The sequence below is a fragment of the Pseudomonas sp. PDM25 genome (genome assembly GCF_019219045.1).
Lineage (GTDB): Bacteria > Pseudomonadota > Gammaproteobacteria > Pseudomonadales > Pseudomonadaceae > Aquipseudomonas.
In genome coordinates, this window is record NZ_JAHUWL010000010.1 from 91,477 (window position 1) to 104,257 (window position 12,781).

General features: G+C 59.3%; 10 protein-coding genes. 2 read left to right on the plus strand and 8 right to left on the minus strand.

Annotated features, from left to right (window positions below; all coding sequences use genetic code 11):
• Positions 1 to 204 precede the first annotated feature (204 nt).
• The 4 genes from KW848_RS19800 to KW848_RS19815 all read right to left on the minus strand — a co-directional run bounded on the left by KW848_RS19800 (position 205) and on the right by KW848_RS19815 (position 5,714).
• Positions 205 to 546, minus strand: coding sequence for a hypothetical protein (locus tag KW848_RS19800; protein WP_218537806.1), 342 nt, complete (start codon positions 544 to 546; stop codon positions 205 to 207).
• On the minus strand, positions 504 to 1,025 hold the full coding sequence (locus tag KW848_RS19805) for a GNAT family N-acetyltransferase (RefSeq protein WP_218537807.1): 522 nt from the start codon (positions 1,023 to 1,025) through the stop codon (positions 504 to 506). The genes KW848_RS19800 and KW848_RS19805 overlap by 43 nt, the downstream gene beginning before the upstream one ends.
• A 389-nt stretch (positions 1,026 to 1,414) precedes the next feature.
• Positions 1,415 to 3,364, minus strand: a complete 1,950-nt coding sequence (locus KW848_RS19810) for a DNA topoisomerase III (protein WP_218537808.1) — start codon at positions 3,362 to 3,364, stop codon at positions 1,415 to 1,417.
• Positions 3,365 to 3,482: 118 nt separating this feature from the next.
• Positions 3,483 to 5,714, minus strand: coding sequence for a C1 family peptidase (locus KW848_RS19815; protein ID WP_218537809.1), 2,232 nt, complete (start codon positions 5,712 to 5,714; stop codon positions 3,483 to 3,485).
• Positions 5,715 to 6,081: 367 nt separating this feature from the next.
• On the opposite strand from KW848_RS19815, the gene KW848_RS19820 reads away from it, so the two are divergent.
• Entirely contained in the window at positions 6,082 to 6,450 is a 369-nt protein-coding gene (locus KW848_RS19820) for a DUF427 domain-containing protein (RefSeq protein ID WP_008151451.1), read from the plus strand.
• A gap of 57 nt (positions 6,451 to 6,507) precedes the next feature.
• Here KW848_RS19820 and lldD read toward each other — a convergent pair whose 3' ends face one another.
• The 3 genes from lldD to KW848_RS19835 form a co-directional block, all read right to left on the minus strand.
• Complete coding sequence (gene lldD / locus KW848_RS19825) at positions 6,508 to 7,650, minus strand: FMN-dependent L-lactate dehydrogenase LldD (RefSeq protein WP_218537810.1); 1,143 nt, start codon at positions 7,648 to 7,650, stop codon at positions 6,508 to 6,510.
• A 94-nt stretch (positions 7,651 to 7,744) separates the two neighbouring features.
• Positions 7,745 to 9,367, minus strand: a complete 1,623-nt coding sequence (locus tag KW848_RS19830; RefSeq protein ID WP_218537811.1) for an MFS transporter — start codon at positions 9,365 to 9,367, stop codon at positions 7,745 to 7,747.
• Positions 9,368 to 9,510: 143 nt separating this feature from the next.
• A complete protein-coding gene (locus KW848_RS19835) occupies positions 9,511 to 11,172 on the minus strand; it encodes a GMC family oxidoreductase (protein WP_218537812.1) in 1,662 nt (553 codons plus the stop codon).
• A gap of 121 nt (positions 11,173 to 11,293) precedes the next feature.
• Between KW848_RS19835 and KW848_RS19840 the strand changes: the two genes are divergently transcribed.
• A complete protein-coding gene (locus KW848_RS19840; protein WP_192409569.1) occupies positions 11,294 to 12,178 on the plus strand; it encodes a LysR family transcriptional regulator in 885 nt (294 codons plus the stop codon).
• A gap of 82 nt (positions 12,179 to 12,260) precedes the next feature.
• On the opposite strand, the gene KW848_RS19845 is transcribed toward KW848_RS19840, so the two are convergent.
• On the minus strand, positions 12,261 to 12,665 hold the full coding sequence (locus KW848_RS19845; RefSeq protein ID WP_256365220.1) for a carbohydrate-binding module family 20 domain-containing protein: 405 nt from the start codon (positions 12,663 to 12,665) through the stop codon (positions 12,261 to 12,263).
• Positions 12,666 to 12,781 lie beyond the last annotated feature (116 nt).

The following is a 12,781-nucleotide window of genomic DNA, read 5'->3' on the forward strand; positions in this document are numbered from 1 at the left end:
TTTGGTGATCTTTCAAAGTTGATTCGCTAATACAGGTAGCCCATCGGTTAGTTGATCCCTGGCACCGAAACCAGGACGTCAGCGGTCAGCCGCCAAATTGACGGGGGCCCGCGTCTGTTGCATGTAGTCGTGTTGAATAACTGCTACGCAATAGCGTCACAACGAGGAGAAGCAGCGAAAACCTTCAGGCCACTGCCGACATTTTCAGGGTCGGCCACAAGCTTCATGAGGATTGATCGCCAGCGCTTCTCGTCCTTGTACTGGACGTTCAGGCCAGGTCAGTTTCTTCAATCTGCCTTGTGGGCAGCGTGTATCCGGGAAAAACAGCTCGGCGGTCAGACGAGCTTGCTCAAACGTGTTGCCTGTACTCCCGATCGGGGAGACGTCTGCATCATGCAAGGGCAAATCGGAGGCGTCAACGGTTTTGTAGTGATTATTTTTGCTCACTACATATTGTCGGACAAAGTCGTTTGGAATTAAAAAGCCGAATGGGAAAGCGCCGGTCAGGACGCTGGCAGCGATGCCTGGAATCGGTAAACGGTGCAAGGATAACCGTCTACCGACAGCTGATGCAGGGTGAACTCGCCATGGGTGAGATCAGCCAGGACCCGGGCCCAGAACCGCTGCGCAGGCTGATTAACGTCGAGGTGGAAAATTTGCCATTGACCGGGGAACCGGCTCAAGAGGGTGGAAACGGCAAACTTCGCGACGCCTTGGCCACGAAAGCGTCGACTGACAAAGAAGTAGCCGATGTTGTACTCGGCGCCGTGAAGATGGGTTTCGTCATCCACCGTCACGAAACCGGCCAATTCTCCGTCGACCTTGATCAAAAACGGCCTGGTGGCGGGGTTGCGCCAGTAACCCGGTTTGGGCTGAGCGTTGAAGAAGCCATGCTCACCGAGCTTCAGCGGCAGCCACTCGCTGAAGTCATACAGGTAGAACTGCATCAGGTTTTCAATCGTTTCCAGTTCGTCGCGCTGGGCGGCGTGCAGTTCAATTAAGGGCTGGCTGCTGATTGTCGCCATGATCGTACCTCTCAGAAAGCAGGGCTGTTGCCTGGCGGGTAAGCTGTGGAAGCTGTCTTGCTTCGGGTAATGCTGTTCACTTAGGCGCGCTCTTGGATCGTGCGTACCTTTGCGGCGAGCGAGCTTGCTCGCGCTGGGCTGCGTAGCAGCCCCAAAAATCTGACAATCATTGCCGATTTTTGTGAGTGCTACGCACTCAAGCGGGAGCAAGCTCCCTCGCCACAGGTTTCTCTGATTCAAGACTCTCTTAAGTGAACAGCATTATCTTGCTCCGGGCGTTCCGACGAAAGCGGTGTGCCAGCAACACGAATGTTGACTGACACTCCCTCTTCGCGAGCAAGCCCGCTCCCACAAAGAACATAGTCCATTCGGGCTCGCTCGAAATCCCCTCAGGCCTTGCTCGCCGGTTTTGCCGCGCGTTTGGCGCCCGTCGAGGGCTTGCGTTTGGCGGGCTTGCGTTTGTTTTTCCACGGTGTGGCACCGCGCCCGGCGGGGCTTGCCGGTCCGCTGATGGTCAGGCTCAGGCCGGCGCAACGGGCGACCTGTTTGCTCATCCACGCGGCCTGCTTGGTGACGAATTCTTCCAGGCTCATCTCGCCACTCTGCACCATGTCCAGCGCCTGCTCCCAGATTGCCGTGGTCCCGGGGTCGGCGATGGCACGCGGCACGGCATCGATCAGGCTGAACGCGGCCGGGGTGGCGGCCAGGGCCTTGCCGTTCTTGATCAGATAACCACGGTCGAGCAGGCCCTGGATGATCGAGGCGCGGGTCGCTTCAGTGCCGATGCCGGTGGTGTCCTTGAGTTTCTGTTTGAGTAGTGGATCTTCCACCAGTTTGGCGACGTTCTTCATCGCCTTGATCAGATCGCCTTCGGTGAACGGTTTGGGCGGTTGCGTCCAGAGGTCCTTGAGCTTGACGTCGGCCACCGCGCAATCACGTCCTTCGGCCAATGCTGGCAGCGTTTGCGGCGCCGGTGCTTCGCGGCCCTTGGCCGGGGCAAGGGCCTCGGGCAGGGCGCGTTTCCAGCCGGGCTCGACGATCTGCTTGCCGACGGCACGCAAGGCTTCACCGGCGCAGTTGAAGTCGGCCTGGGTCCGGTCGTATTCATGGTTGGGCAGAAACTGCGCCAGGTAACGTGCGCGGATCAGGGTGTAGACCGCCCGCTGCTTGCCCGCCAGCCGCTCGAGGTTTTTCGCCGCAGCGGTGGGGATGATGCCGTGGTGAGCGCTGACCTTGGCGTCGTTCCAGGCCCGTGAGCGGCGCTGAGGCTCGAGGAAATCGTTCAAGGCGTTCAGCGCCGGATCCGCCTGTCTCAGCGCGGCAAGTATGCCCGGTGCTTCGCTGTGCTGACTTACGGGCAGGTAACCGCAATCGCTGCGTGGGTAGGTGATGACCTTGTGGGTTTCGTACAGGGCCTGGGCGATGTCGAGGGTTTCCTGGGCGCCGAGCCCGAGCTTCTTCGAGCAGACTTCCTGCAAGGTGCCCAGATCGAAGGGCAGGGGGGCCACTTCGCGCATCCGCTCGGTACGCAGTTTGATCACCCGGGCACTCGCCGCACTGCCAATTGCCGCCGCTGCTTGCTGCGCCAACGCCTGATTCAGGCAGCGATCCTGATCGTCGCAAACCTCGGAGGCTGCACGCCATTGGGCGGTGAACGTGGTGCCGTCGTGCAGCAGTTGCACGTCGATGGCCCAATAGGCGACCGGCACGAAATCGGCGATGCTGCGGTCGCGATCCACCACCAGGCGCAGGGTCGGCGTTTGCACCCGACCGACCGGCAATACGCCCTGATAACCGGACTGACGCCCCAACAGCGTGAACAGCCGACTCATGTTCATCCCGATCAGCCAGTCGGCCCGCGAGCGCCCGAGTGCGGAATGGTAAAGGCTAAAGGTCTCGGCCCCCGGCTTCAGGGCTGCCAACGCCTTGCGGATCGACGCATCGTCCAGCGCCGACAGCCATAGCCGCTGGATCGGCCCGCGATACCGGCAATGCTCCACCAGTTCCCGGGCGATCATCTCGCCTTCGCGGTCGGCGTCGGTGGCGATCACCAGTTCGCTGGCCTCGCCGAGCAGGCGCTTGACCGCTTTGTACTGGCTGGCCGTACGCGGTTTGACGGTCATTTTCCACTTCTCTGGAATGATCGGCAGATCCGCCAGCACCCAGCGCTTGTAACGCGTGTCATAGGCGTCGGGCGGCGCGGTTTCCAGCAAATGGCCGATGCACCAGGTCACCGTGACGTCCGTTCCCAGCCAGCAGCCGTCGCCACGACGCCTGGCGCCGAGGACGGCCGCAATGTCTTTGGCCTGGGAAGGTTTTTCACAGAGGTACAGCCGCATAACCACCATCGCTCATCAACTGTCGAGAGGCGGACAGAATGGCGGCTGAAGAGCGATGGGGCAATCTTTATCTGTATGGATGTACAGTCGGTGCGTTGCGATTCATTGCACAGGCGCCTCAGTAGTTCAGGTTAACCACCGGTTGGTCCAGCTTCGCGCCGGGCTCTCGCCTGAGAATGGTCAGCAACGCGGCGGTAATTACGTTCACATCATTATCGAAGCCGCCGTGGGAGGTGTCTTTTTTGGTGCCCGCGCCATAGTTCATTTTCGGATCGTTGAAGATATGCAGGGTTTGCGCGAACGCTTCGGGAAGCCCGTGACCCGTTGCGGCAAACCCGGCCGGAATGGTTTTCCCAAAGTAAAACTGGTTCCACTGTTCGGTCATGTTTTTGGCGGCGATGTTCCACTCCGCCAGATCGGGATTGCTGAAGTCCTGGTACTGCTTGTCCAGACTTTTGGCCATGCCCAGCAGCGGCATGCGTTGCAGTTCTTCATAGGCCCGGGAAACGAGGTACAACAGGGATTTGTGGTACACGCCGATGACGTTGTCATCCTGTTCGCGGCTGTCGGACATGAGGTGGATGTGGAAATCCTTGCGCTTGAGGCCTCCACCTTCGATGACTTTGCGGTAGGTCTGGTTGGCGAAATCGAGGGTGCAGGCCGGGGCCATCAGCGTCGATGTTTCGGTGGGCAAACCCCTGGCCCACAGCAGTTGAATCAAGTGGCCATTGATCAGGGAGCCTGCGGAGTGGCCGAGCAAATGCAGCTCGACGTTTTTCTTGCCCATGTCGGCAATCAGGTTCTTCAGGTTCTCCGCCATTTCCACCAGCCCACGCGGGGTAAAGCCGGCGACTGCGGCGGCTTCGGCGTTCTGTTTCATCTGACTCCACTGGTCGCCGCCGGGTTTTTTGGTTGCCAGTTCCAGCGTGCGATCGAAGCCTTCCACGGCTTTGTCCTTGATCGCCTTCAATGCATCGCTGATGCTGCCGGCTTCGGGAAATAGTCCGGGCAGGGTGTCCTGGACGATGTCTGCCAGTGTTTCGAGGACCCCGGTGCGCCAAGTGACAAACAGCGGATAGATGCCGTTTTCAAGGAAGTAGGGCGCCATCGCACAGATTCGATTGATCGAATCCTGCTCGGAATTGAGCCCGCCGTGGGCCATGACGGCGATGCGCAGCACAGGGGGTTTGTTTGTGGCCGGCAGCTTGTCGTACCAGGCGCGAGGCGCCTCGTAGACGATGCGTTTGACGCCCGCCCGGACGTTTTCCACGTCGGTAAGGCGAGGGCCGATGCTGCCATTGTTTTCCATCACGATGGTCAGGCCGTAAGCCTGATCCTTGGTCAACAGCGGCGGCCCTTTGCGATCGGGCTCGCAGGCGCTGGCGGTGAACAGGGAAAACCCTTCGCGCTTGGCGCTTGAGCTCGACAGCGCGCTACGAAACGGTGATTGAGCGCCGTTGCGGGAGCCTGAAGGGCGTGCGTTTTGCGATAACGCGCCGCGTTCGATCGGTACCCCGAGGGCCACGGTCCAGGCGTCGGTGCCATTGGCCAGCCAGTCTTCGAACGTCAGGATGGCGAATCCGGAAAATCCCCAGTCGGTTGACCAGGAGTTCTGCACGATGAACCCCTGATGGGTGTACCCGATCAAGGCAAAGGCGTGACCGCCCTCACTGGCCGCCGGCCATTTGATGACGGGCAGCTGAGACATGCTCTGGAATTCCACCGCCGGCTGTTTTTTGCCTTTGGGCCGCATCAGTGCCCAGCCCTGATGCACATTGGCGCAGACGTAGAGCGCGCCGGCCTCATACAACGCCGCCATCATGGCGGTGACATCGTCCTTCTCGACGCGGTAGTAAACCCCCAGCGGCCGTGTCATGGCATCCGTTGCCCAATTCTCCGCCGGTGCTTCAAAGGCTGGAACCGATCCGTCCGGCTTGACGGTATAGGGCCACAGTTCCTGCGCGCAGACGCCGTGTTTGTGCCAACCCTTCAACGCGCCGCGACAACTGGAACCCACATAGTCCTCGCCCGGCCATTCATCATAGAGTTTGGCCAGATGATAGAGCTGGCGCGGACTCGTTTTGGTGGAGGCCCGGTCTCGCCGCCACAACAGAAAATTGACCACCGCCGCCAGTCCGAACCCGGTGCACGCGCCTTCGCTGCCCTGGTAGAGCACCATGTTTTTGTCCAGGTAACCCGAGAGTTCGCAAGCAATGTCCTTGTCGGCGGGCCAGGAGGGCGGCAGCGACTGAACCCGTGGGGTAAAAATACGATCGCGCAAGTCGAGGCGATCCGGACGGGCGTCGAGGGTGATGATTTTCTGGTCGAGGGAAAACTGTGTGGCGGGCATGGTGAGACCCTCAAGTTTCTGAGACTCAAATCCCCACGCCATGCCACGACTGCCTGTCTGAGCAGCAGGGAGGTCAACGGTCTTATTGATCGTAGACGATGTTTTACCGACTTCGAGTGTTTGCCCTGCTTAATGCGGCATCTGGTGCTTGATCCGGTCCAGAATCGAACGGCCGGCGAGGGGGCTTTCTCCCGTTCGGCTGCGAAGCCGTCGTGAATGCAAAACATGAGGTATACCTAATGAACCGCGGTCGCGGCGTGCCCCTGTAGGAGCAAAGCTTGCTCGCGATGAACGATAACCCGATGCGTCTGGCTTGACGCCATCGCGGACACCTGCAGGTCCATCACCGTCATGAGGAACGTATTTCATGAAAAGCACCGGTCCTAGTCCTGTCATCACCATTGCGGAGCAGCCGGGCTGCCTGCTTGTGAAGTTTCACGGTATCCAGGTGGCCGCCTCCGCACGGGCGCTGGTGTTGCTCGAGGCCAACTATCCTCCGGTGTATTACGTCCCGCGGGAGGATATCGATGAAAAGTACTATGCCCGCACCGATCACACGAGTTATTGCCCCTACAAGGGCGATGCCAGCTATTTCAGTCTGCAAGTCCCGGGACATGAGGGCGCTAACGCGGTATGGAGCTATGAAGACCCCAAAGTGTCGGTAGAGCAGATTCGTGGCTATATGGCGTTCTATCCCGATCAAGTCACGTTTGAGGTGCTCAAAGACGTCGAGTGAGAGGCATCAACGAAAACGCCGCGCATGGGCGCGGCGTTTTAAGGTCAGGTGTTCAACTCATCGAACAGCCCCCACCAGCGTGGATTCATCAATCTGACTAATCGAGGTTACCCCGGTCAAGGTCATGGCGACGCGCATTTCCTTGGCGAAGATATCCAGCATATTTTCCACCCCGCGCTGACCATCGGCGGCCAGCGCATAGGCCATGGAACGCCCCAGCAATACGCCTTTTGCGCCCAGCGCCAACATCCGTACGACATCCAGTCCCGAGCGGATTCCCGAATCGACCAGCACCGTCAAATCATTACCGATGGCTTGCATGATGGGCGGCAATGCCCGGGTGGTGGAGAGCGCGCCGTCCAGCTGTCGCCCGCCGTGGTTCGACACGACAATGCCATCCGCGCCAAAGCTGACCGCATCCCGGGCGTCCTGAGGATCGAGAATGCCTTTGATGATCATCGGGCCTTTCCAGAACTCACGAATCCATTCCAGGTCATTCCAGCTGATCGAAGGGTCGAAGTTGTTGGCCAACCAGCCCATGTAGTCTTCGAGGGTTACGGCTTTGCCAAGGTACTTCGAGATATTGCCCAAGTCATGTGGACGTCCCATGAGGCCGACGTTGAATGCCCAGTCGGGTTTGGTCATGGCCTGAAGCATTCGCCGCGATGATGCAAAAGGGCCTGACATGCCCGAGTGTGCATCCCTGTATCGGGCGCCGGGCGTGGGCATGTCCACGGTAAACACCAGGTTTTTCACACCGGCGGCCTTCGCCCGCTCCAGTGCATTTCTCATGAAGCCTCTGTCCTTCAACACATACAGCTGAAACCAGATGGACTGTTGGCTTTGTGCCGAGACTTCCTCGATCGAGCACACCGACACCGTTGACAGGCAAAGCGGGATGCCTTTGTTCTCCGCGGCTTTAACCGCCTGCACCTCACCACGACGGGCGAACATGCCCGTCAGGCCGACCGGGGCCAATATGATCGGCATTGAAAGCGGTTGGTCGAAGAGGGTGGTTTCAAGACTCAAGGTCTCGACGTTTTTCAGAATGCGCTGACGCAGGCTGATGCCCGTCAGATCGGTGCTATTGGCCCTCAGCGTATGCTCTGCATAAGCCCCGCCATCAATGTAATCAAACAAAAAACGCGGGAGTTTGCGACGTGCTGCCTCGCGATAGTCAGATGCGGATGAAATGATCATGGTGCCTCGGTCTGTGAATGGCGGGGCTGCCGATGTCGTCGAGCTTACCTGTGGTGAGGGGATAAATCCCCTCACTACAAGGATTGTGGTGAGCTCAGTTTTTATCGAGGTCCACGTTCTTGGTCTCACGCAAACAGATCATCCCGACGACCAGGCTCACCCCGGTTATCACCACCGGGTACCACAGCCCGTAGAAGATGTCCCCGGTGTACACCACCAAGGCAAACGATACCGTTGGCAGGAAACCGCCGAACCAGCCATTACCGATGTGGTACGGCAGGGACATCGAGGTGTAGCGGATGCGGGTCGGGAACAGTTCGACCATCAGCGCCGCCAGCGGGCCGTAGCACATGGCGGAGATGATGATCAGCGCGACGATCAGCGCCACGATCATCGGTTTATTGATCAGCTGAATGTCGGCTTTTGACGGATACCCCGCCAGGGTCACGGCGCCTCGCAGGGCCGCTTCATCGTAGCCTTCGAGTTTCACTTCACCGACGCTCACCTGTATGGCGCTGCCGGCAGGTAGAGCTTCGCTGTTGTAGGGCAGGCCTTGTTTCACCAGGAAGGTTTTGACCTTGTCGCAAGGGCTATCAAATTTCGCCTTGCCCACCGGGTCGAACTGGAAGGTGCAGGTGGCCGGGTCCGCCAGCACGGTGATCGGTGCCTGACGGCTGGCCTGGTCAATGGCCGGGTTGGCGTAGTGGGCGATGGATTTGAAGATCGGGAAGTACAGTGCAGTCGCCAGCAGCAGGCCGATCATCAGCACCGGTTTGCGCCCGACTTTATCCGACAGCCAGCCAAAAAAGATGAAGAACGGTGCGCCGATGATCACACTGACGATCAGCAGACTGTTGGCCAGCGCCGGGTCCATTTTCAAGAACTGGGTGAGGAAGAACAGCACGTAGAACTGCGCCGCGTAGAAGGTCACGGCTTGTCCGGCGTTGATGCTGAACAGGGCGATCAGTACGACTTTAAGGTTTTCCCATTTGCCGAAGGAATCGCGCAGCGGTGACTTGCAGAGTTTGCCTTCCTCTTTCATTTTCACGAACGCCGGCGACTCGTGCAGGCTCATGCGAATCCAGGTCGAGATGCCCAGCAGAATGATCGAAAACAGGAACGGAATCCGCCAGCCCCAGACTTCGAACTGGTCACCGGTGAAGTAGCGGCAACCGAGCACCACCAACAGCGACAGCAGCAAGCCGAGGGTTGCGGTGGACTGTATCCAGCTGGTGTGGAAACCGCGTTTACCCAGCGGCGCATGTTCGGCCACGTAAGTGGCAGCGCCGCCGTATTCACCGCCCAGGGCCAGGCCCTGAAGCATGCGCAGCAGCACAAGAATGATCGGCGCGGCGATGCCGATACTTGAGTAGGTCGGTAGTAGCCCGACGCAGAACGTCGCCAGGCCCATGAGAATGATGGTCGCAAGGAAAGTGTATTTACGCCCGATCATGTCCCCCAACCGGCCGAACACCAGCGCGCCGAACGGCCGCACGATGAAACCGGCAGCGAAGGCCATCAGCGCAAAGATGAACGCCGTTGTGTCGTTGACCCCTGCGAAAAACTGTTTGCTGATCACCGCCGCGAGGGCGCCATAGAGGAAAAAGTCGTACCACTCGAAGACTGTCCCGAGCGACGAGGCGAAGATGACTTTCTGGGTTTCCTTGCTGGTGCCCGCGCTGCGCACGGCTTCCAGGGTCTGAACATGTTCTGACATATCGGTATCCCTCACAGTGATTGTTTTTTTTGTTCCACTGGTGTTGCGTGTTCCTTGCAGGGTTAAAGCTCAATGTCCGTGAATCAAATACAAATCCCCTGTGGGAGCGGGCTTGCTCGCGAAAGCGGTGGGTCAGTCGACATCTATGTTGAATGTAAAGCCGCCTTCGCGAGCAAGCCCGCTCCCACAGGGATAGTGTTTACAGGAGTGGCCAGGATCAGTTGTGCTGCCTTTTCGGCAATCATCAGCGTAGGCGAACAGGTATTACCCGAGGTGATGCGCGGCATGATCGAGGCGTCGGCGATGCGCAGGCCGGGGATGCCATGGACTTTGAGTTGCGCATCAACCACGGCGTGCGCGTCATTGCCCATGCGGCAGGTGCCGACCGGATGGAAAATCGTGGTGCCGATGCGGGCGGCGGCTTCATGCAATTGTTCGTCGCTCTGCAAGCTGTCGCCGGGCAAGTACTCGACCGGATTGAACGCTTGCAGGGCCGGTGCGGCGACGATGCGGCGGGTCAGGCGAATGGCGTCTGCTGCCACCCGCAAGTCCTCCGGATGGCTCAAGTAATTGGGCTGAATCAGCGGTGCTTCCTGCGGATCGGTGGAGCGAATCTCGACGCGGCCTCGGCTTTGCGGCCGCAGATCGCACACCGACGCCGTGAAGGCGGGGAAGGCGTGCAACGGCTCACCGAAACGCTCCAGCGACAGTGGCTGAACGTGGTACTCGAGATTCGCCGACGTCTGCTCCGGTCCCGAACGGGCGAAGGCCCCGAGTTGGCTCGGCGCCATGGATAACGGGCCGCTGCGGTCATACAGGTAACGCAGGCCCATGCCCATCTTGCCCCACAGGCTGCCGGCGATCTGGTTAAGGGTGCGGGCGTTTTCCAGTTTGTAGATCAGGCGCAGTTGCAGGTGATCCTGCAGATTGCCACCCACGCCGGGCAGTTCATGGGCAACGCCGATTCCCAATCGTTGCAGCAGCGGGCGAGGGCCGATCCCGGAACGTTGCAGGATGCTCGGTGAACCGACGGAACCGGCGCACAGCACGATTTCCTTGCGCGCCTTGAAGGTTTTCGCCTGACCCTGCCAACGCGCACTGACCGCTGACGCACGGCCGTTTTCCAGCAGCACGCGGTCGACTTCGACGTCAGTCAGCACGGTGAGATTGGGGCGGTTGCGGATCGGTTTGAGAAACGCCTTGGCCGCGTTCCAGCGAATACCGGCCCTCTGGTTGACCTGAAAGTAGCCGCAGCCTTCGTTGTCGCCCTGGTTGAAGTCATCGATGCTGGCGATGCCGGTTTGCTCGGCGGCGCTTTGGAAGGCATCGAGAATCGGCCACGACAGTCGCTGACGTTCAATCCGCCATTCACCGGCGGCGCCGTGAAACTCCGAGTCGCCAGCAAAATGGTTTTCGCTCTTTTTGAACAACGGCAGCACGTCGTTCCAGCTCCAGCCGGGATTGCCCTGAGCCGCCCAGCCGTCGTAGTCGCCGGCCTGGCCGCGCATGTAGATCATGCCGTTGATCGAGGAACAGCCGCCGAGCACCTTGCCACGCGGGTAACTCAGGGCGCGACCTTGCAGGCCGGGTTGCGCTTCGGTCTTGAAGCACCAATCGGTGCGCGGGTTGCCGATGCAGAACAGGTAACCCACGGGGATGTGAATCCACGCATAGTTGTCGCGTCCGCCGGCTTCGAGCAGCAGCACGCGATGTTGCGGGTTGGCCGACAACCGATTGGCCAGCAAACAACCGGCCGGGCCGGCCCCGACCACGATGTAGTCGTATTCATCCAGGGAAGTCTGCATCCGTGACCTCATGTTGTTGTTCTTGTTGTCGGTCATCCTAGTTGTTAGCTTTCGTCAAAAGAATGTTAGTTTTTGCGCAGCCGCTGTGCGTTTTTAAACAGCCCCACCTCAAGGACGGTTCATGTTCGACTGGAATGACCTGCGGTTTTTTCTCGAGTTGCAGCGCAGCGGGCGTCTGCTCACCGCTGCCCGCCGTTTGAACACCACTCACGCCACCGTGGCCCGGCACATCGAGGCCATCGAAAAGAGCCTCGGCACGGCGTTGTTTGTCCAGCATGCCCAGGGTTATGAGCTGACCCCGGCGGGCGAAGCGTTGCTCAAACACGCCGAAGCCATGGAAAACGTCGCCTTGCTGGCTCAGGAAGAAATCACTCAGTCGAGCGCACCGTTAGGCAAGATCCGCGTCGGCGTGACCGAAGGGCTGGGCATCATGTTCCTCGCCAGCCGCATGAACGGCTTGTTCGAACGTTATCCGGGGCTGGAAGTGGAACTGGTGGCGGTGCCGCGTTTCGTCAGCATCCTCAACCGCGAAGCCGAGATCAGCATCCACCTCGAACGCCCGGCCGCCGACATGCTGGTCACGCGAAAACTGACTGACTATCGATTGGCGCTGTACGCCAGCCAGGCGTATCTGGATCGTTCGCCACCGCTGCGCAGCCGCGAAGACCTCGCTCGCCACGCCTGGATCGGCTACGTCGATGACTTGCTGTTCAGCCAGGAACTGATGTTCCTCAACAGCTTCTGCCGCAACCCGCAGGTTGTGTTTCACAGCACCAGCGTCATCGCTCAACAACAGGCCGCGCGTTCCGGGTTGGGGATCGCCGTGCTGCCGTGCTACATGGCCAGCGCCGACCCCGGCCTGGTGCCGTTGCTTCCGGATGAGAGTATTCAGCGCAGCTACTGGATCAGCACGCGGCGTGAGCTGCACAAGTCGGTGCGGTTGCGGGTGTTGTGGGATTACGTGGTGGGGTTGTGTGAGGCCGAGCAGGGGTTGTTGATGGGATAACACACACATCAAAAGATCGTCCTGACGTGGCCCGATCTTTTGATCTTGGGAGAATACATTTTCCCTAATGTTCACTCACGCCTCAGAATGTGCCGATACTCTTTGTGCGGAAAACCAACTTCACCGTGTTGTTGGGGCCGGGCTGCCACTTCACGTCGGTCGGGTCGTTCTCTTTGCGCACGATACACTTCCATTCCTCATTTTTGCCGTCGTCCGTGCCTGGGAAAAGTACCTTGCCGGTCCATGTAGAGTTGTTAGGGGCGGGTTTAGGGTCGAGTTTTACGGCCTTGGCCGGATCCCAATTCCCTAACTCCGGATGGTTGCCGACAACATAGACGCTGTAGCCGGGCACCGTGTTGCCGTTATCGCATTGAAATTCCACTTCGTCTTTTAAGGGCTCCCACGTGACACCTAGGGCATCGCGGAACACGGGCAGCATTGCCAGCAAGCAAACGCCCAGCGGTAATAGGTAGTGATTGCGAGACATGATGAACACCTCAATTCATTCCGGTGGGCGCAGCTTAGCCCCGGCCAAACTGAATGTGACCTGTTAGATATGACAGTTCTTTAGAGCGCTTCGCGATAGCTTCAATCGTTGCTGAT